General features: G+C 47.9%; 18 protein-coding genes and 2 pseudogenes. All 20 read right to left on the bottom strand.

Annotated elements, in window-relative coordinates:
* Positions 1 to 4: 4 nt before the first annotated feature.
* Positions 5 to 97 (bottom strand): annotated as a pseudogene (locus DPQ25_RS15315) (Maff2 family mobile element protein); the annotation flags it as partial.
* A gap of 90 nt (positions 98 to 187) precedes the next feature.
* The gene (locus DPQ25_RS05915; RefSeq protein WP_002569232.1) at positions 188 to 1,798 is read right to left on the bottom strand and encodes a recombinase family protein; all 1,611 of its coding nucleotides are present in this window, start codon (positions 1,796 to 1,798) and stop codon (positions 188 to 190) included.
* Between the two features lie 111 nt (positions 1,799 to 1,909).
* Entirely contained in the window at positions 1,910 to 2,098 is a 189-nt protein-coding gene (locus DPQ25_RS05910) for a transposon-encoded TnpW family protein (protein ID WP_002569233.1), read from the bottom strand.
* Entirely contained in the window at positions 2,095 to 2,949 is an 855-nt protein-coding gene (locus DPQ25_RS05905) for an ATP-binding protein (RefSeq protein WP_002569234.1), read from the bottom strand. Before DPQ25_RS05905 ends, DPQ25_RS05910 begins: the two co-directional genes overlap by 4 nt.
* A complete protein-coding gene (locus DPQ25_RS05900; protein ID WP_002569235.1) occupies positions 2,946 to 3,695 on the bottom strand; it encodes a phage replisome organizer N-terminal domain-containing protein in 750 nt (249 codons plus the stop codon). Before DPQ25_RS05900 ends, DPQ25_RS05905 begins: the two co-directional genes overlap by 4 nt.
* Positions 3,685 to 3,897, bottom strand: coding sequence for a hypothetical protein (locus tag DPQ25_RS05895; protein WP_002569236.1), 213 nt, complete (start codon positions 3,895 to 3,897; stop codon positions 3,685 to 3,687). Before DPQ25_RS05895 ends, DPQ25_RS05900 begins: the two co-directional genes overlap by 11 nt.
* Before the next feature lie 185 nt (positions 3,898 to 4,082).
* Positions 4,083 to 5,705, bottom strand: coding sequence for a relaxase/mobilization nuclease domain-containing protein (locus tag DPQ25_RS05885; protein ID WP_002569237.1), 1,623 nt, complete (start codon positions 5,703 to 5,705; stop codon positions 4,083 to 4,085).
* Positions 5,677 to 6,075, bottom strand: coding sequence for a plasmid mobilization protein (locus tag DPQ25_RS05880; protein ID WP_002569238.1), 399 nt, complete (start codon positions 6,073 to 6,075; stop codon positions 5,677 to 5,679). The genes DPQ25_RS05885 and DPQ25_RS05880 overlap by 29 nt, the downstream gene beginning before the upstream one ends.
* Before the next feature lie 624 nt (positions 6,076 to 6,699).
* A complete protein-coding gene (locus DPQ25_RS05875; protein ID WP_003505336.1) occupies positions 6,700 to 6,903 on the bottom strand; it encodes a helix-turn-helix domain-containing protein in 204 nt (67 codons plus the stop codon).
* Positions 6,893 to 7,339, bottom strand: a complete 447-nt coding sequence (locus tag DPQ25_RS05870; RefSeq protein ID WP_003505338.1) for an RNA polymerase sigma factor — start codon at positions 7,337 to 7,339, stop codon at positions 6,893 to 6,895. Before DPQ25_RS05870 ends, DPQ25_RS05875 begins: the two co-directional genes overlap by 11 nt.
* 204 nt (positions 7,340 to 7,543) lie before the next feature.
* On the bottom strand, positions 7,544 to 8,311 hold the full coding sequence (locus tag DPQ25_RS05865; protein ID WP_003505400.1) for a class I SAM-dependent methyltransferase: 768 nt from the start codon (positions 8,309 to 8,311) through the stop codon (positions 7,544 to 7,546).
* A 323-nt stretch (positions 8,312 to 8,634) separates the two neighbouring features.
* Positions 8,635 to 8,979, bottom strand: a complete 345-nt coding sequence (locus tag DPQ25_RS05860) for a helix-turn-helix domain-containing protein (RefSeq protein ID WP_242978241.1) — start codon at positions 8,977 to 8,979, stop codon at positions 8,635 to 8,637.
* Between the two features lie 81 nt (positions 8,980 to 9,060).
* Positions 9,061 to 10,980, bottom strand: coding sequence for a tetracycline resistance ribosomal protection protein Tet(32) (tet(32), locus tag DPQ25_RS05855; RefSeq protein ID WP_003505402.1), 1,920 nt, complete (start codon positions 10,978 to 10,980; stop codon positions 9,061 to 9,063).
* Positions 10,981 to 11,341: 361 nt separating this feature from the next.
* Positions 11,342 to 11,863 (bottom strand): AAA family ATPase, encoded by a 522-nt coding sequence (locus tag DPQ25_RS05850; protein WP_003505403.1) that lies wholly within the window; start codon positions 11,861 to 11,863, stop codon positions 11,342 to 11,344.
* Between the two features lie 274 nt (positions 11,864 to 12,137).
* Positions 12,138 to 12,266 (bottom strand): annotated as a pseudogene (locus DPQ25_RS05845) (Maff2 family mobile element protein); the annotation flags it as partial.
* Positions 12,267 to 12,441: 175 nt separating this feature from the next.
* Positions 12,442 to 14,253, bottom strand: a complete 1,812-nt coding sequence (locus DPQ25_RS05840; protein WP_177576889.1) for a VirD4-like conjugal transfer protein, CD1115 family — start codon at positions 14,251 to 14,253, stop codon at positions 12,442 to 12,444.
* Positions 14,250 to 14,732: a PcfB family protein gene (locus DPQ25_RS05835; protein ID WP_112332240.1), complete on the bottom strand. Its 483-nt coding sequence runs from the start codon at positions 14,730 to 14,732 to the stop codon at positions 14,250 to 14,252. Before DPQ25_RS05835 ends, DPQ25_RS05840 begins: the two co-directional genes overlap by 4 nt.
* Before the next feature lie 39 nt (positions 14,733 to 14,771).
* Entirely contained in the window at positions 14,772 to 14,990 is a 219-nt protein-coding gene (locus tag DPQ25_RS05830) for a DUF5348 domain-containing protein (protein ID WP_112332239.1), read from the bottom strand.
* Positions 14,991 to 15,089: 99 nt separating this feature from the next.
* Positions 15,090 to 16,055 (bottom strand): DUF6017 domain-containing protein, encoded by a 966-nt coding sequence (locus DPQ25_RS05825; RefSeq protein ID WP_456237274.1) that lies wholly within the window; start codon positions 16,053 to 16,055, stop codon positions 15,090 to 15,092.
* A gap of 164 nt (positions 16,056 to 16,219) precedes the next feature.
* On the bottom strand, positions 16,220 to 20,470 hold the full coding sequence (locus tag DPQ25_RS05820) for a SpaA isopeptide-forming pilin-related protein (protein WP_112332237.1): 4,251 nt from the start codon (positions 20,468 to 20,470) through the stop codon (positions 16,220 to 16,222).
* Positions 20,471 to 20,639 lie beyond the last annotated feature (169 nt).

The following is a 20,639-nucleotide window of genomic DNA, read 5'->3' as shown; positions in this document are numbered from 1 at the left end:
TTTCCTAATTGAATAGATTTGCAAGCAAAGGTACAAGGGTCATGCCGATCAATGCAACGCCGCCGCCCGCCATAAGCTGTTTAATTCCTTGACTTTTTACTGATGTGCGATAAAGAAGTAATAGAAGTGTAAAAAATTTTGCCGTTCCTATCCGGCACTTGCGCATTGTGTCGGATAGGTCGGGCGGTTATTCGGGCAAGTCCACCTTGCCAACAAAAGAATAATAAATCTCAATGTCCTGTCTGCGGGTCTTGTTCTCGTCATAGCTGCACTCATGCACAACGATTTTCTCTACAAACTCCCGCAGCAGAGTAGGGGTAAGTTCTTCAAAGCTGGTATGCCGCCGGACAACATTCATAAACTTTTCTGCGTTCACGGTGGCTTCCTGTGCTTTGGAAAGCTCCGCTTGAATAGCAGCGGCTCTTTCTTTCAGCTCCCGTTGCTCTGCTTCATAGTCTGCCGACAGCTCTGTGAAACGCTCGTCTGATATGCGCCCGGTCACGCTGTCCTCATACAGCCGCTTGAAGATAGCGGATAACTCGGCTATGCGTTTCTCGGAGGCTTCCAGTTCCTTTTTCTTGGCGGCGTTCCTGCGTTTGCCCCCGTCCTCGTTCTGCTCAATCAAGAGTTTCATAAACCGGGCTTCATGCTTTGCCGCATAGCTGGTCACTTTCCGCAGATTGGAGAGTACACCAGCGGTCAAGAGGTCGGTGCGGATAAAGTGCGCCGTACAGTCATGGGTGCGTTTCTTGTAGTTGCCGCAGATATAACAGTCCTGCTTGCGCTTGTCCGTCTGGTATCGCTGCTGATACATCACGCTGCCGCAGTCCGCACAGAACAGTATGCCGGAGAACAAACCCACTTCATCATAGCGGTTTGGGCGTTTGCGCTGTTTGCGAAGCTCCTGCACCCGTTCCCATGTTTGGGTGTCTATGATAGGCTCGTGGTGGTTCTCGAAAATCACTTGCTTTTCCGGGGGATTTTCTACACTGTGCTTGACTTTGTAAGAAAGTTTTTCTGTCTTGAAATTTACCAGACAGCCTGTGTATTCCCGGTTTTCAAGGATATGCACTACGGTATTGGTCGCCCACTTGCACTCATAGCCGGGGTGGTAGCGGCGGGTGCTGCCCGTCCTGCGGTATTCAAGCGTTCCCGGCGTGGGGATTTGCTGCTCTGTGAGCATACGGGCTATCTTGGTCGGACCATTCCCGGCAAGACAGAGGTTGTATATCTGCTTGACTACGGGTGCAGCTTCCTCGTCAATAATGAAATTTTCATCCTCGTCCATGAGGTAGCCATACACAGGCTTGCTTGTGATGGGCTTGCCATTCATGCCTTTTGAGCGTTTTACTGCTTTGATTTTCTTGCTCGTATCTCTCACCAGCCATTCGTTAAAGATATTCCGCAGCGGGGCAAAGTCATTGTCGCCCTGTGCGCTGTCCACTCCGTCATTGATAGCGATGAAGCGGACACCTTTCTGTGGGAAAATCATTTCCGTGTACATTCCCACTTGCAGGTAGTTTCGCCCTAACCTCGACATATCCTTTACGATAACTGTCCCGACTTTTCCGGCTTCAATGTCCGCAAGCATGGCTTGAAAACCGGGTCTTTGAAAGTTCGCACCAGAATAACCGTCGTCCGTGTACCAGCGCAGATTGGAAAAGCCGTTCTGCTTTGCATAGGTTTCAAGGATACGCTTCTGATTGGAAATGGAATTGCTTTCGCCTTGCAGCTCGTCCTCATGGGATAGTCTTGGGTAAAGGGCGGTAATTGGTTGTTGGTTGGTCTGTCTTAACATAAAATCCTCCGTTTCCGACAGCCAGCCCCACTATTCCGTACCTTGATTGTACCACATGGGGCGGCTGTCTGTATAGCGGCAAAAGCGTCAAATCTGCTTCTTTATGGTCGGTCAAATCGCCGTTTTTTGTGTAGCAGCTTCCGCTTCCAGCACTTTCATCATCTTGTCGGCTGCGGTGTCGGTTGCGCCCTGCTTGAAGAAGCCGGAAACGGTAAGGACGGAGTTGCCCATGCGGATTTCCGTCACACAGTCCGGGCGGCGGTCTGTTTTGGTGGTGCTTGTCTGTTTCGTTTCTGTCATAGGCTCTCCTTTCGCTGCTTCATCAGTTGCTTTAAGCGTTCCAGCTTTTCCTGTGCGGTTTCCTTTCGGAAGTTGCTGCCCGTGAAGCGGACGGGGGCGCACATGGAAGTCAGCCTGTCATAGATACGGGCGTGGGGCGTGTCCTGCGGGTGCTGCAATTCCTCCAGCGTGAGGTTGGTCGTGGCGATCAGCGGCTTGCCGCTTCGGTAACGGCTGTCAATCACGCTGTAAACCTGTTCCAGCCCGTATTCTGTTCCTCGCTCCATACCGAAATCATCAAGTATCAGCAGAGGGTAGCTGCAAAGGCGGGAAATATATTCGTTCCTGCCCTCAAAGCTGGCGGCAAGGTCACCCAGTATCGTTGCAAAGTTTGTCATGCAGACGGCAACCTCTTTTTCCATAAGGGCGTTGGCGATACAGGCGGCAAGGTAGCTTTTTCCCGTCCCCACGCCGCCCCAAAACAGGTAGCCGATATTTTCAGCCTGCATGGTTTCCCAGCTCTCCACATAAAAGCGGGCGGTTTCGGTCTGCGGGTTTCTGCCGTTGTCATGCTCAAATGTCCAGTTCCGCATAGCAGGGTCGGTAAAGCCCCGGCGTTTCAAGTCCTCCACTTTTTCAAGGTGCTTCTGTCGGCTTTCGGCGGCTTGCTGCTTTTCACGGGCTGCCCGCTGGCAGTCGCACTCTGCCGGGTGGCGGTCACGCCCGAAACAAGTCTTTCCCTCTGCAAAATAGGCTTCTTTGGGCGTATGGCACTTACCGCAGTATAAAAGCCCGTCCTCGCCTGTGTAGTCCTCCGCTTCGGCGGTAGTGGCTGTAATGTCCGTAATCATAGCTTCAATTCCGTTTTTCATAAGCTCTCGCCCTCCTTGCATGAATAATCGGGTATGCCCTGTTTCGGGGCAGCCTTGCCTTTGGCAGCGTCCTCCTGCGCCCACTTGTAAATGGTGGCTGCATGGCTGTGGTACTGTTTCCCGGTGGAAGCGATATGGCAGGAAAGCCGGTCAATATAATACTCCCACTTGTCGGGCAACTCTGTTTTTAGCCCGGAAAGCTCTGTATCGGTCAGTATCACATTGTTGTATCTGCCATAAGCGGCGGGGGCGGGGTGTCCCGTTTCTCCCTCTCTCTCTTTTTCTATCTCTATCTCTTTCTCTAACTCTATCTCTATCTCTGGTGGACGAATGTCGGACAAATGTCCGCCTTTTGTCCGGGGCGGTAAAAGTGCCTTGTTTTCCAGTCTTGCAGCCCGTTTCCGCTCGGCTTCGGTAGAGGACTGTCCTATCATCAGCTCAATGTCGGTCATATAGAAAGCCCCGCTGTCAAGCTGCTCCACAAGCCCCAACTGCCGGAAAATCTCTAAAGCCCTCTCAACCGTCCCTATCTGGTGGCGGGTCAGTGTCGCTATCATCTGCGCTGTGTAGGGGATATGCTCGTCAAGCTGCAATTTCCCGCCGTTTTTCAGCGATTTTAAGTACAGCTTCAAGAGGATATTGGAGTATAAAATCCCGTCTTTCATATCTTCCAGCAGCACAATGGAGTCGCTGTCAAAAAAGTTCTCTTTCAGCTTGAGGTAGTAATACTTGCGGTTATCTGCCATTGTCCCTGTCCTCCTTTTTCCGGCGTTTGGAGTAGTAGTGGGGGCAGAGTATGATAACCGCCCGGAAGCTCTGCTTGCAGCTATGGGTACAGCCCCGGCAGAGGTCATTGTATGTGATACGATCGCAGGTGGAATTCCCGACTTTCACTTGCCGCAGGAAAAAAGACCATTCCAGCCGCCGTTTCTTGCTCATTCTTGGCATGGGTGCGCTCCTTTCTGCCGTTTCCGCTGGTGTGGCGGTATCGGCGGTAATTCTGTATCATCTCGGTATCATTTTCGGGTTTTTTCTGCCCTATAAGCCCGTTAAAAAATCCTTTGGTATTTGCGGATAGGGTACGGGGCAGCCCCCTTGTTCTGTATAGGTTCGGGTACATTTTGGGGCGGTTTTTATCGTTCCTGTTCCTGCCTTTTCACAGGCTTGCGCTCCCGGTGTAAAATCTGGTCGATATTGCCCTTGACAGTCTGTAAGCGGCGGTATTCCTCCCGTTTTGCCCGGTAATCGTTGTAGCCGCTGTTTTTCTCTTGGATAAGGGTTTCAATCTCTGCTTGCAGGGCTTTATAGCTCGGCAGCTTGGAAATGCCGTTTTCCCTGAAATAGCGGGCGGCTGCGTCTGCTATGATAAAGTCGCTTTCGTACTTCTGACGGTAGGCTGCTTTTGCTTTGGCGTTTTTCTGCTGTTTCAGCCCGTCCCGGACAGGGCGGGTCTTGGAATAGGCAAGCACCTGCCGTTGCAGCTCCTTTTTCCCGTTCAGCGTCTTTTCCATCTGCTTCAGCTCTGTAAGGCTTTCCCGCATGGCGGTATAGGCGGCAGAACAGGCTTCGTCCAGTTCCTCCGGGGAAGAAAAGCCGTACTGCTGATAGGCGGTAACGGTAGCTGCCATTTGCTTTAGGTTGTGCTTTGCCGCCCAGCGGTCATAGCCCACGCCCTTGCCCTCGGCTCGCTTGGCTTCCCGGTCAACCATGCGCTGCAAGGTGTTGTCTGCCGGGGTGGTTTTTGTGGTTTTTTCCCCTTGTGACAGCTTTTTAACCGCGGCAGGGTATTCGAGTATGGCTTTGCTCTGTTCGGCGGCTCTGTGGGCGTTCTGCGTAAGCAGGACAAGGACAGCAGCCTTGTCAAAATCGTCCCCCAGCTTCCGGGCTGTGATAGGCTTTGTCCTGTCCGGCGTGAGGTAGGAAAGCCGCCCCCGGCTCTCCTTGACGGTCACACCCTCCCGCAGCAAAAGGGAAGAAAATTCGTCAAAGCTGCCAGCTTGGGAAAGTGCCTGCCGTATCGTCCGGCGCAGCTTCGCCTTGTCCGTTTCAAACTTGGTGGGCTTGGTCGGCTGTCCTGCGGCTTCTCTGACAGCGTTCTCTTTATCAAGGGCAAGCTGTCCTTTCTTTGCCGCCCAGTATTCCCGTTCGGTTATCCGTTCCTTGCTGCCGCTTAGGAGGTCGATTTGGTAAAGCCCCTCCCGGTGGCACATCTCCATGACTTCACTCTTGAAATATTCCATAGCGGCGTTGGTGCAGCGGTGCTTGCAGCCCTCCCGTGTGTCGGCTGGTCTGTCCATGTAGGGCAGAAGCGGGACTTCATAAATCCGCAGGGAGTTGATGACGATATGCACATGGATATTGCCGCTGTGGTTATGCCCGTCCGGGTGGGTGCAGACTAAGGCTTGGTGTCCGGGGAAATGCTCTTTACAGAACTGCTCGCCCAGCTCCTGCGCCCGGTCTACGGTCAAGCCGTTGTCTGTCCCGTCCCGTGGGTCAAAGCTGATGATATAGTGGTGGCTTTTCACATCTTCCCGTTTTTGGTTTTTCTCATAGCGGAGATTAGCCCGCATACAGGCAACAGCGAAATCCTCGCCCCCACAGTTGAGGGAAGAAATGCGGTAATCCTCCCTCGGTATCAGCCGCCCGTTTTCATCAAGGGTGGGCTTCATGGTAAACTCGTCATGCTCAAATGTGAGATAGGCTTCCGCTGCGCCATAGTCCGCATTTTTAGAGCTGATATGTTTGAATGTTGCCAACAGCGTCACCCACTTTCTGCAAGACTTCAAACTTTAGGGCAGCAAGGTCGGAAACCGCCGCCCGTACCTCCCCGGCAAGCTGCGGGTAGGGGCTGTGCCACTCGTTCAGCGTCCGGGCTATCTGGTTTAAGTTGCCGCCGATCCTGCCGTATTCGGCGGTCAGCTTCCCGACAGCGGCAAGCAACTCGTCATTGACGGGGGAAACGGTTATGATGGGGCGTATGGCTGCCCCGGTTATGGCTTGCCGGATAAACTCGGCTTGGCTCATGTTGTAAGCAGAAAGCCTTTCCGCAAACTCGGCGTATTCTTCCTCGGTCATGCGTGTCTTGACTACCCGGCTGCGGTGCGGCGTGTTATATCGTTTTCGCATGGTAAAACCTCCTTCGGCTGTGCGTGGTGTCCTCTCACTAATAGGAGAAAAACAGGGTGTAAAGCGGAACTGTTTTTGAAAAATCCGAAAAATTATTTTGAGGGATTTTCCAGCGGCGTAAGCCGCATAAGCAGGGTTTGGGGAAGGCACTCCCCAACAAGATTCCCGCAGGGGCAAAATGAGCGATAAGCGAATTTTGGTACTGCGGTAGAATCTTGCTCTGAAAAACTCCGGCGTTCCCCGGCTTCCGTACTTTCCGCTAACAAGACGTTTCAAAAGGGCTTTGCTACCCGCTATTCCGGCATATCTTGAAAATTTTCCTTTCACTACCTACAACACCACGCAAAGCAAAATGGACGGAGATTTTTAGAATTTCCCCTTATTCCCTACAACACCACGCAAGCCGAAAAAGGCGGACAATGGCAGTATTTTTTTCTTTGATACCCTCCACGGATAAGTAAGGGATTTTGCCAACTGCGGCGGCAATTTTCCCTTTTGTTTTTTCATACTGGGGATTTTCAAAAATGCCAAACAGGAACGAAAAAAAGCAGCAAATCTGTTGAATAGATTTACTGCTTTCTGGTTGCCGGCGAAGCGGCGGTTATTCAGTTGTAGGCGGTAGGGCTATCTCCCAAAGCGGAACTTGAAAATAGCTGTGAGAAGCGTCTGGGTGATGTAGTCCTCTGTATCTTGGTCTACCCGTCCATTCACACGGGCGGCACATTGTATGCGGCGGCGGTAATACTGCAATACAGTTCCCACCGCTTCCGGCTCCCCGCTGGTGGCTTGGACGATTGTTTCATAGGGGAGAAGCCTATTATTTCTCATATGCCATTCCCTCCATTTCCGCTTGGAGCTGCCGTAGGACTTTTCGGATATGGTAGCCCGCTGTGCTGCGGCTGCGCCCGTACTGTCTGCCAATTTCGTGCTGTGGAATACGCTTGAAAAAGGACAGGTAAATCATTTCCCGCTCCCGTTCGTCCAGCCGTGACAGGGCTTCCGCAAGTAAGCCGCTGCTGAAAATGACCGTATCGCCGCAAAGGGTAAGTATGTATTCCTCGTCCGGCTCCGGGGCTTGGAAATATTCATCTGTCGTGCCTAAAGGGTAGTGCTTTTCGTCTGTGAGGTATTCAAGGGATATTTCTCTTTTGTGCTTCCTGCTCCGTGTCCTCGCTGCGTTGATCGTTGCATTTCGGATAACGACTTTGCAAAAGGCATGGAAAGTGTACTCGATATGTTCCCGATATTCTTCTGTACAGGTCATGGAAAATCCCCCTTTCCTCCCAAAAGGGCTGTGGCTGGTTAGTAGTTGCTTTTTATGATAGTAAGGGGCGGCAGCACTTTAGGCTGTCGCTCCTTGACTGCCTAACTGCAAAACCGGGCGGGGCTGTCAACGGCGGGCGAAGCCCGTTCATCTTGACCGTTGACTGGCTCGGCCAGGTTTGCTATTTATCCGGCAAACTTGAATTTATTTTAAGCTATCACGTTTTACCTTTTTAAGCCTTACTATCATTACCATAGGAATTTCTTTGTTGTTTTTGAAACATTCTTCATAAAATCCATCAATGACAAATCCAGCTCTAAAACAAAGGTTAAAAATATCTTGTATGGAACGATGATAATAAATCTGCTCCTCCGGTTGCCCTTCAATCGCTATACCATAGTAACTGTGCGGTGTCATATATTTTTCAGTCAACGTGATAAAACAAGGGTGTTGCGTTGCAAAGACAAAAATTCCGCTTTCCTCCAACAGTTCATAAACAGCCATAAGAAGTGGTTCAATATCCGTAATATCCATAATTGCCATATTAGAAACTGCTTTCGTAAAGGCTCGATTTCTTTTTAATTCTAATATACTTTCTCTATTGGTCGCATCCGCTACACAAAATTCAATTTGTTTTGCATATTGTGATTGCCGTCTTTTAGCCAATTCTATCATTTTTTTGCTGTAATCAAAAGCGACAATCGAAGCGCCTCTTTGTGCAAGATACGAAGAATAATTTCCATTGCCACACGCAATATCCAAAATGTAATCCGCAGGATTAGGAGATAGAAGTTCCGTTACTTTGGGACGCACTACCTCTCTGTGAAATTCATTAGATTTGTCACCCATTGCATTATCCCAAAATTGTGCGTTTTTCTCCCAGATTTTTTTACTTTCCTCTGTTCCCATGTTCTCTCCCACTCCCAAAATTTGCCTTTTTGCTTCCATTAAATCTTCCTTACTATATTCCATTGTTACCCTCCATAACTTCTGATTGTTGCCGTCTTGACTATTATGTATCTTTTCTTTCCAAAATGGTATAGGCTTTTATTTTTATAATGCTGCAAAACTTTTCTTCTGTAAGGTATTCAAAGGATATTTCCCTTTGCCGCCGCTATTGGAAAGCCAAAAGCAGCGGCTTTTTTACGCGATATGACCGAAAAGTCTAGAAAGCAGGATATGTCATCATTTGTCATTTCTTCTCAATGTAATAACTGCATGGCATATCAAGCCAAATACAAGAGAAAAACAGCCACCGCCAAATAGTGATGCTCCCCACCCTGCACCCGACATTGTCATAAAACCGCCAACAAAGAAAATACCAATGCCAAGAAATATCCCGACACCATAAAAAAGTCCAATTGCCATATCATACTTATTAAATTGTCGTTTCTCTTTTTTTCACATGTTTCCATTTTTGTTATTACCTCCTTCGCAAAATCGTCCATGTGGACTCCAAAAAGAAAACAAATTTTTTTCAACGTATTTAAATCGGGTTCATTAACATCTCTCTCCCAATTCGATAGCGCCTGCCGGGTAACATTCAATTCCCCAGCCAGTTCTTCCTGTGTCATTCCCGATTGTGTTCGCAGATGACGTATTTGCTTTCCTGTTGTAATATCCGTCTGTTTCTGGTTCAAAATGGTTCCTCCTCTCTGATGCTGATTTTATCAATGATATTTCGCAATAGCCAGCAATGAACGCTTGCATTGCGCAAGACGTTACATTATCTTCTGAAACATATGCCGGATCTTGTCTAAACGGCTGTTCGGGCGGCGTGGCTGAAATACAGGCTCGCCGGAAGTTTCCTGATACCCTTTTAATTCTGTAATGCAGACACTTCTTCCATTTGTATAAAAATTCAGATCATTCCTATATTCACCGATACAACGGGCAGGGATTTCACCCTTAAAAATAACTTCATCTTTTTCAAGTCTGGTTGATTCAATGATTGCGCAATACTTTGGTGCATCATTATAAGCCCGTGAAAGATATTCCTGCGGTGCAAAAAGGGTAAAGGAAAGGTATGGTTCCAACAGTTGTGTCCCTGCTTTTTTCAATGCCTGCTCCAACACGACAGGCGCAAGAAAACGAAAATCAGCGGGGGTGCTGACCGGGCTGTAATAAACTCCATAATCAAAACAAATTTGGCAGTCTGTCACTCCCCAGCCATATAAGCCCTGCTCCATTCCATAACGCACACCCTCCATGACGGCATTTTGAAAACTTTGGTTTAAATAGCCGAGAGATACCTCGCTTTTATATTGTGTTCCGCTTCCAACAGGAAGCGGTGTTACAGTCAAACCAATAGATGCCCAAAACGGATTCGGCGGCACTTCAATATGAATCGTGCAGCTCGCTTTTTTTTGCGGTCTTTCCAGATAAATAACCGAAGGCTCTTTCATAGCCACGCCCACATGATATTTTTCTTCTAATAGCGAACAAATAACTTCTAACTGTACTTTTCCCAAAAAAGATAACATAATCTCATGGGTAACAGTATCAATGTCAAAATGCAAAAGAGGGTCTGTATCAGCAATCTCTGCGAGGGCATTTAACAGGGCTTCCCTTTGCTCCGGCTTTTGCGGCTCTACCGTTGTCCGAAGTAATGGCATGGGATTATCAATCCGTGTTTTGTGAGGCAGGAGTTTTTCATTTCCCAGGATATCGTTCAGTTTCAAAGTATCATCAGCTAAAATAACAATTTCTCCCGGACAGGCATGGTCAGCCGGGACGATTTCACCATTTGACGGAATACACATTTCTGTAATCTTTATTTTTTCCTTTTTTGACAGCAGCAGGGTATCCCGTAAATGGAGCGTCCCATGATACAGGCGTAAATAAGAAAGCCGTTTTTTCCGCTCTGTATACTCAACCTTAAAAACATATCCACATAATTCAGACTGAATATCGTCCGTTTCTGTAATGAAAGTTTCTATAATCGCTTCAATCAGTTTTTCTGTTCCTAAATTGTCTTTTGCACTCCCATGATAAACAGGAAACAAAGAGCAGCATCTGGTTCTTTTGCACTTTTCATATTGTAATTCCTGTATATCCAAAGAATCCTCTGCAACATATCGTTCTAATAGTTCATCGCTTCCGGAAATAATCATATCCCATTTGTCTAAATCAGAAATATCGGTCATGGTTATCTTTGGCGACAGGGAAACCTCCTGCATGACAATCATATCACTGGTAAGTTTATCTTTAATGCTTTGGTAAACACACTGCAGGTCGATCCCATTTTGGTCTATCTTATTTATAAAGATAATTGTCGGAATGTCCATTTTCTGAAGCGCATGGAATAATATACGGGTTTGTGCCTGTACGCCGTCTTTTGCTGAAATGACTAAAACAGCTCCGTCAAGGACAGATAAAGAGCGGTATGCTTCGGTTAAAAAATCCATATGACCGGGAGTGTCCACGATATTGATTTTATAATCATTCCAATAAAAAGAAGTAACCGCTGTCTGAATGGTAATTCCCCGTTGCCGTTCCAAAATCATAGTGTCTGTTCTTGTGGTCCCTTTATCCACGTTTCCCTGTTCCGCAATCGCTCCACTGGTGTATAGCAGACTTTCTGTCAATGTAGTTTTTCCTGCGTCTACATGGGCCAGAATGCCGATATTGATTATTTTCATGTGATTGTCCTCCCTTTACAGCCCCAAAGGGCATAAAAATCCCCAGCAGTAAAATACTTTTACCACTGGGGATTCTAATTTGCGGACATACACATATACAGCATACACCTATTTGTGATTGCTGTTTTTTGAATATGTCAAAATTGATAAGGCAAAAGTATTCTTAAATTGGGTACAAAAAACCAAGCCCCCACAAAAGGAGCTATCATAATTCTTTGTTCCCACTATTTGATTATAGTTTTATTTAAGAATACCTTGCCGCATATTTTTTACTCCTTTTCTGGAATGAAGCTATTATATCACATCAGTTTTAGGAAAGAAAGTACTTAAAAGAAATTTTTCTTCCCCTTATATGTAACAATCATACCGGCTTCCTGGTGTTCAGAATGGTTTCTGCTGTCTGCTGTGGTGTTTGATTGGAATTGTCCAGCCAAAAGCCGATCCGTGGTGTTGTCTGCATAAATGTATCGTATAAGGTTTCAACCGTAAAGCCGGAATAGCCTGTTTTCTCCCTGTATCGTTCCCTTTCTTTTATTGTTTCCACATCTGGACAAAGAACGACAACCTCAACAGGGTATTTATGCAGATAATTTATCATTCGGTTTAATTCATCACCGTAGTAGTTATCTTGGATCACTACAGAAAAGCCGTTGTCAAAGTATGACCTTGCCGCATCAGCAGTCAATTTGTATCGAAGGTACAGCTGGCGGACTGCTTCCGCTGATGGGGTAGCTGACATATTTTCTCTGCCTGAAATAATCATTTTTCGGAACACATCACCACGAAGATGGACGCATTTTTCTATTGATTTTGCCAGTAAATCGGAAACTGTAGATTTTCCAGAAGCCATTAAGCCTGTAATGAGATAAATTTTTTGTTTCATTTCACTTCCTCCGGCACAAAAAATATGTACATGTAACTAATTCAACACATTTATAATTTGAATAGGGACATTATAGCATTTACTAAATACAAATTCAATGTATACGGAAAGAAAGATATAAGGAGTGGGAGGGATTCCGCCGTAGTCGGCATTGTAGGAAAATCCAAAAGTTTAGATTTTCCCACAATGCTTATCTTTTGGTCTTTGGTTCGGAATAGTGTAGTGCTGGCGGTCTATCTCTTGTTTTCGGTTGCTTGCTTCCTTACCGTACATGAGCATTAGCGCCGGGATTGTCGTTACCATAGCCCTCCATGAGATTAACGCCGCCCCAAATAGCAAGCCCCGCGCCCAACGCGATAACCAAAGTTTGCAGAACACCGATTGCGCTGCTAAAAAATGCCATTCAATCAACCTCTCTTTCTGCCGCTTTGCGGCTCTGAATTTTTAATTTGATATGAAAAAAACCGCCTGTTTTCGGCGGCTGTGTTGTGATGTTTTGTTGTGTAAAGGGCTGCGTCCGCAAGTAGGGGCGCGCACCATGTAGCCCGTGATTTTTCCGATTATTTATCGCCTCCTTGTTATGCTTCTAAATCGTCTGCGTCTATCTCGTAATAGTCAAATACTTCGTCAGGCTTGACGATAGCCGGACGCCGCCTTAAATGCTTTTCCATGTCAAAGGCGTTTTTGGGGGTTGCGTCCGAAAGGTATTTGTAATTCGGGTGCTTCGTTATATCGTACTTGTCGGAAAAGAACGGGCGTACACCGCGCACCTGTAAAATACATTTGCCCCCGTCCATCACGGCGATTTCGTCCTGCGTCATAAGCTCTTTCCCTAACTTCTGATAGTTCAGCCCGTAGGATTTTTCCCGCCCTCTGTTTTCGGAAGTATTAAAGCTGTCAATCGTTTCCTTGCCGAGAAGCTCCGACATTTCTTTGAGGGTTGTTTTTTCCTTGCCGCCCAAAAACAGGGTCGTATCACAGTTACCGACTATGGTATCGGCGTTATCCTTGTAGATTGCCTTTAGCTGGCTTTGCGACTGTAAAATAATAGAAGCCGAGATTTCCCGGCTTCGTATGGTGGCAATGAGCTTTTCAAACTTCGGTATCTGTCCGATATTCGCAAATTCATCAAGCAGACACCGCACATGGACGGGGAGCCGCCCGCCGTACACGTCGTCGGCTTTATCGCATAGCAGATTGAAAAGCTGCGTGTAAAGGATTGATACCACAAAATTAAAGGTGTCGTCCGTATCGGAAATGATAACGAACAAGGCCGTTTTCCGGTCGCCTATGGTGTCAAGCTCCATTTCGTCGGTTTCCATTAGCTCGCGTAGCTCCTTAATGTCAAAGGGGGCAAGCCGCGCGCCGCAAGAAATGAGGATTGATTTTGCCGTTTTTCCCGCCGCCAGCTTGTATTTGCGGTATTGCTTGACCGCAAAATGTTCCGGGTCTTTTTCTTCCAAACGCTCAAACATGAGGTCAACGGGGTTTTGAAAATCCTCGTCGTCCTCGCGGGCTTCCGACGCATTTATCATTTCAAGCAGCGTCGTAAAATTCTGTTCCTCTACGGGTGCCTCATACCAGATATAACCAATAAGGGCGGTATAGTAGAGCTTTTCGGCTTTTACCCAAAAATCCTCGCCGGATTTTTCCCCGTCGCCTTTGGTGTTGGCAATAATGGTATTTACCAGCTTCAAAATATCTTTTTCGCTGCGGATATATGCAAACGGGTTGTATTTGAGAGATTTACGAAAATTTATCGTATTCAGTACCTTTATCCGGTACCCACCCCGTTGCAAGAGCTTTCCGCACTCCACAAGGACGGTGCCTTTCGGGTCGGTCACTATATAGCTAACCGGAATACATTTTTTCTGTTTTGAAGTGTCATTTGTGTAGCATTGCATTAAATTCGGTTTGACGAAAAACCTTGTCTTGCCGCTACCGGAACCGCCGATTACAAGGATATTTTTGTTTCTTGCATACTTCGGCTGCTTTGGTCGGCTGCTCATAGTCAGCCGTTCCGTCTGTGTCAAAAGGACGTTGTTTTCAAAAACCGGGTCGATATACGGCTTTATGTCCTGTGCGTTGCCCCAACGGGCGGAACCGTACTCAACGCCCTTGCGGTATTTCTTCGCATTTTTGCCCTTTAGGTAAATGGCAAGCCGGATAAGCAATGCACCCGCAACGCCGATTAAGAGATCGGCGGGGTGGAAGCTCGGCAATGCGTTCTCAAAGGCTGCGGAAAGCCCCTGTCCGATATGCAACACCTTTGCGGATAAATCCGCCCCTGGTGCAAGCCGCGCCGCCTGTCCGACTTTATCAAAGAGATAGACAAAAAGCAGATACGGGATATTTGAAAGAATCAGTTTTTTGTAGTTGATTTGCCTTATATCTCACGCCCCCTGTCTTTCTTGTTTACTTTGGTTCGCTCGTAGCTTTTCACCGCCGCTTTCTCGCACATGGCGGCAAGCAGCTTGCGTATAGACGGTTTTTTCTCCTGCCCTAGCTTCTTTGCGGAAAACTCCTTGAAAGCTGCGGTCAGCGCGTCAGCGTCCCGCCCCTTAAAAAAGACAAGGTAACGGGGCGGGTTCTCGGTATTGTCCTTTTTCAGCGCAAAGTCAACGCCGTATTTTTTCGCCGTACTCGTAAAATCTTTGATGTTGCCCTCGGTAATCTCAATGTTGGACAGCCCGGCATTTTGCCGGGCAAGCTGCTTTAGCGTTTGCTTGCCGTGGGGGATTTTATGTTTGTCGTACTGCTTTTTCATCAGCTTGTATAGTAATTTAACCGCTTGTTGAAGTGTCCGTGCGGTCAGTTTGGTCGCCTTTATGGAAATGGCAACGGTTTTTTCGTTGATTTCATCTTGCATGTACCGCCCTCCTTTCGCGGTGGTTTTTATAATTTGGTGTTAGATACGCACAATCAGTCCGTTTAGGTCGTCGGCGCGAACGCCTACAAGATACCAGTTGTCGCCGTACTCCATGCGGGCGGGTTTCCATTTGCCGCCTGTGAATACCTCCAAGCAATCCCCGCAACGCAAGCCGCCGTAATAGTCGGCAAGGTCAAAACGTATGTCGTAACGGTCGGCGGTTTCGTCAAAAATCAAAGCTCCTGTTTTCTGCTGCATGGCGTGTCCTCCTTTCGTCGTCGCAAGCTCCATATCGTTTGTTTTCACGCAAGCGTGAAAAGCTCGCTCATTTCGCTGCTCCGCCTCTCCCCACAAAATCTAACGATTTTGCGGGGTACCCCAGTTGCCCTGCGCCATATCGTGGGCGACAAGGGCGGTATAGTAGTTATCAATCGTAGACGGGGCGTTGAATAACGCCGCCCGTAGGTATTGCTTGATATTGCGGATTTTGGTTGTGTTCTCCTGCAAACAGTCCAAAACAAACGTAATATGGCTGCTGTCCAGCTTCAAAAACTTTGCCTTTACAAGCTCTGCCGGGTAATCGTCCCCGGCAATACGGATTTTTTTACGCGCTGTGCAGACGGTTTCCAGCATGAGGTCAACAATTTCATTCAAGCGGTCTTGTTCAAAGGGCTTTTCCCGCAAGAGAAAATCATACTCGATATTCTCCTGAATGATTTGCCTGTAAATCTCTACTGCGCTGTTTGTTTTCGCTTCCGTTCCTTTCCCTTCCGGCTTTGCCGCCGCCCCTTCGTCCAAAGGGAAGGGATTTAGGGAAGGGATAGGAATGGAATGGGTAATTGATACATCAGTAATTGATTGTTCTTTACTTGATATATCTTTATTTAATTGCGTTGGATTTTCCAACGTAGGTTTTTCCAACGTAGGATTATCCAATGTTGGATTTTCCAATGTAGGGCAATCCAATATAGGGGGCTGTTTGTCGTCGGCTTGTTCTTCGGGTAGCTGCGGCTGCTCGTAGATGATGTAGTCCGCGCCCCGCAAGCGCCCTTTTTCGTCACGCTCCCGGCTGCGGACGATATACCCGGCCTTTTCAAGCTCCTTGACCGCCTCCCGGATTGCGTCGATTTTCTCCCGGTTGATATGGGACAGCCCCGCAAGGGTATAGTCCCAATCCTCCGGTAAAGACAGCATTTGCGATAGCAAGCCCTTTGCCTTTAGGGTAAGCTCTTTATTGCGTAAGTGGTGATTGCTCATAACGGTATAGCCCGTATTGCGTTCTACTCGGAAAACAGGCATTTTCTTTGCTCCTTTGTGGTGGATTTGTTACGCGGTAGAAGCACGATTTTGAGGGGAAAGGTAGTAACACCCTGCCCCCTGCAAAACCGCGCCCGCCAAGCCGCATAAAATCAGGCTTTTTTCGGCTCTACTGCGTAACATTTAAGGCATAAAAATACGGCGTTCCTTTGAAAGCAGGAAACGCCGCCTTAACGGTTATTTGATTTTTTTCTGCGTCTGCTAAAAACAGTCAGTACGCCCATACTGCCAAGAGAAGCCGCCGCAAGCGCAATCCAAAGCCCTGTATGACTGTGATCGCCCGTCTGCGGGTTGTCTTTCGGCGGTGTTGTCGGTTTCAGCTTATTGTGAAATTCCACGCTGGCGGTGCTGTCCACTTCCACCGTAACCGTCGCCGCGTCTGGCAAAATGTATTTTTCTGTGGCCTCGTCTGCTAATTCGGAAACGGTATATTCGCCCACGCGCAAGCCCTCAATATAGATTTCGCCCTTTTCGTCGGTAACGTATTCTTTGTAGAACTGCCGTCCGGTAGCGTCGGTACCCTCCACCTTAAAGGTAAATCCTTGCAATACGTTGTCGTCGGAAGTCTTTAGAATATGCAGGTTTCCCGTCTGTGCGGCGTTAATAAAGCCCTTTCCGGCTTCGGTTTCCACGATAACGGTTTTACCGTTTTCAGAAATAGCAAAGGAATAGGCGGTTTCATCAAGCCGGAAGCCCTGCGGGGCTTTGGTTTCTTTCAGGAAGTAACTGCCATAGGGCAGCCCGTCCATTTCATACACACCGGGGCTTGTTTCCGTAAGCGTTCCCATTTCCTCATCAGTGTCGGTCAATTTGCCGTCGCTGTCTGTATCGCGGTACACGGTAAAGGCTGCACCCGTCAATTTGTTTTCGGGATAGTCCTTGTCGATTTTTGTGGTCTGTACGTTGCCGCGTATCTGGATATTCACAATTTCAAGCGCAATGACCGCGCCGTTTTCATCAACGGAAACAGGGTGCGGCTTATCACAAAGCACATAGCCCGTGGGGGCTGCAATTTCCCGTACTACCAAATTTCCAAAAGGAACGTCTGTAAAAGAAAAACCGCCGTTTTCGTCCGATATATCGGTCAAAATGGCGGTATTCTCGTTAAATTCGGTTTCGTCGGGACGGAATAAGCCGATTTTTGCCCCGGCAAGCCCGTTGCCGTTTTCGTCGGTTTTCCTGCCCTGAATTTCACCGCGAATAAGCGTATTTTCAATAGGCTGCCCGTCGTTTGCTTTGATCTCCACGACACCGGTGTCCTGTCCGGCATACTCAAAAACAACTGGATAGATAGCGTCGGACAACAAATAATGCCCGTCGGTGGTAAGCTCCTTTAGGTAATAGCTTCCAAAGGGCAAGCCGGTTTCTACTTGCGCGGCTCCGTTTTCATTGACCGAAACAATTTCAAGCAGCGCGTCGGCGGGGATTTGCGTACCGTCTGCTGCCGTCAGCGTTTCGGCTGCGAACAGTCCAAAGGTAACGGCGGTTATTTCTCCATTGCCGCCAATCAAAAAACGGTCGTCCTGTTCCAGCACCTTATCAAGCGTAACCTTTGCCTTTTGACGCTCGTTATACATGCCCGCGCTGGTTTCAGTGATTGTAATTTCCTGTCCGGCATAAGTAAGCTCTATAAAGCTGCTTTCCTCACAAAGCGTCATGCCATAGGGGGCGGCAACCTCTTTGACTTCATATTTCCCCAAATATAAGGGTTTGCTTTTTGCAAGCCCTGTTTCGTCGGTGGTTATGGTGTCAACGACTTCACCCGCAAAATAGCGGCATGTACCGTCTGCGGTTGTCACATCTTCGGCGGCGATAATTTCAAATGTCGCGCCGGGTAAGCCCATAACCGAATAGACGGGCTGATAAAGGTTGTCCGTCTGCACGACAGAAGAAAATACCTCGCCGGATTTTTCGATTTGGATAACGCCCTTTTGCGGTGTATTTTCCTTTGTTACCTCAATCACGATAAGCCCGTTTTCGTCGGCTGCGCTCTCCGGCGTTACGTCAAAATATACCGGGTCGCTGTCAAGCACATACCCATAGGGGGCAGACACTTCTACAATGGAATAGCCCGTACCGTATTCCAGCTTTTCAGGCGTATAGAGTACACCGTCGGCGTTGGTATAAAAGGTATCAATCTCCGTCGGCTCCGGGTAGGTAAAACTCTGCGTAATCAAGCTACCGTCCGGGCGGTATATCTGAAAGCCTGTACCGCTTGCGGGAATGGTTTTCCCGGTTTCCGCGTCCACCTTTACAATTTTGAGATAGCTTTGAAATCTTGCGTTGTTGGCAAGATAGCGGTAAATCTGCCCGTCCTCCTGAATGAAAACATCAAAATCGGGCAATAGCTCGCTGCCCTCGATACCCTTTACCTGATGAACGGTATATATGCCGTAGGGCAGGGATTTTGTTTCCGCGTACCCGTTCTCGTCGCAAATGAGATAGTCGCGTTCGGTGTCCTTTGCTGCGTCATAGGAGCCGGATTGTTTGAGATATACGGCAAATTCCGCGCCTGCTTCCGGTGTTTCAAGTCCTGTGTCCCCATGATCGGCGTGTTTAATAAGGGCGATTTTTCCCTTTGCTATGGTTTCCAAAACCGAAAGGGAGATAGAATTGTATTCAAGCTCATATTGCTTTGCGTCCGCGCCTACCGGATAAACCGTATTATCCAAAAGATAGCCCGGCGACGGGGTAATTTCCCGTATCGTCCAATCGTCGCCGCACACATAGTAGTCAGTAGTAAACCGCCCGTTTGCGTCGGTGGTATAGCGGTCTATCAACTGATTTCCTTTGAATACGCCGTAAACCGCGCCGGAAAGCCCACCGCCGCCCTGTGCTGTGCCTGTTTCACTATCGCTTTTTGTAATAGTGGCGTTCCACTTTTTCAAAATGTTGTGGAAACTCTTTTGCGTGACGGTATTCCATTCCACCACTGCGCTCTGTTCTTCCGGTATGACATAACGATAGGGGGTATCAACTTCTTCCAGCGTGTAACCGTTGCCGATCAGCACATTTTCAAAACGCGCTATGCCGTTGCTGTCGGTTACTGCGTATTCGTCCACCGCAAGCCCGGAAAGGGACGTGCCGGAAAGGTGAAAGGTCATGCCCTCGGTTAGCCCGTCCTCGCTGGTTTTAACAACCTCCAAGCTGCCGCGTTTCAAGGTATTATTAAAAGTTACGGTTGTGGTTTGTCCGGCGATTACCGTTACACGCTGTACCTGTTGCGGCTCGTAACGGTCATAGCTCTGTTCGGTTACGGTATATACGCCCGGCGAAAGATTATCAATCTGAAATTCGCCTTTACTGTCCGTTTTTACCGTTTGATTGATACCGTTACCCTCAATGGTAAAGGAGATACCCTCAATTTTTCCGTCCTCACTGGTCTTGACGATTTTTGCGCTGCCGTAATCGACTTTGACATTCAGATAACCATAAAGGGTGTCGCTGACGGTTTCGGAAAAGGTTACAAGGTCTTGAATACCTCCGTCCGGCCCATAGGTTCCGTCCGTCCATGTGATAATGCCGCGTCGCTGTGAATTTCGTTTTTCGGCGGTAATGCCTACATTTCCGGTGGGCGGCTCGGTGGCGGTGATAATGAGCTTGTCCCCATCTACTGATAGGCGAACATCTGAATTATCTGTGGAAAAGGAATAGTCTGAAAGGACGTTGTTTGTATCGGTAAGGGTAGCGGTGTATTTGCTCCCGTCCCAAGAAAGGGTAATAGTCTGCGCGCTGTCCTTGCTGTCCGATAAGAAGCTCGGCAATGTAACATGGTTTTGTACGCTTTGCTCGATACGGTGATAGTAAGACATGATTTTGTCATGCAAGGGGTGTGCGCTGCTGATCTGGTCGGCAATCGCGTCTTTGCCGCCTGTGCTAACCTTATTGAAATCCGCGTCGCGTTCTCCGACAACGGTTTCCCATATTAAAAGCTGTGTGGCGACAGCATGGGAAAGATTTTCCGCGCCCTCGTTCTGTGAACGCCACGAAGCCGAAACCGTACCCGTATAGCCGTACTGAAAAATCCGGCCTATCATTTGTTTAATGGTTTCGGGGGGAATGGTCTTGTTGTAATCGGACGGGTACTGCTCCCAAAAGTTTTCACCCCATTTTGAAAGGGTATTGCCTGTTTCGAGAGGTACGCCCGGCTCAATACAATAGCAGATATTCCCGGTATATGAGTTCATTACAAAAACGGTTGTATATCTGCTTTTATCTGTATTCCACCCGTTCATATATGTTTGTGCGTCATGTCCCCATTCGCCGTTATATGCTTCGTCCCCGGCGCGGGGAAAAGAAATGAGGTAAACCGTCCCTTGCTCGGCTGCTGCGTATGCCGTAGTCGCTGCCCCTGCTATGGTGGTAAAGCAAAGAACGGCGGTAAGCAGTACCGACAACGCTTTTTTGATTTTCTGCGTCATTACAAAAACCTCCAATTCTAAATTTTGGTATGAAATAAAAAAAGCGGCGTCCCTATCTTCCCATAAGGGAATTAGTAAACGCCGCTTATGCGGGTACGATATTTGGTTGATTATAGCTTGTTTTGCTATTTTTACAAACCATTTTATCACTTCCTTTCTCGGCTTGAGT

Origin of the sequence: Hydrogeniiclostridium mannosilyticum (assembly GCF_003268275.1) — a bacterium.
Lineage (GTDB): Bacteria > Bacillota > Clostridia > Oscillospirales > Acutalibacteraceae > Hydrogeniiclostridium > Hydrogeniiclostridium mannosilyticum.
The sequence above is the reverse complement of the archived record's forward strand: the minus strand, read 5'-3'. Positions and strand labels throughout refer to the sequence as shown.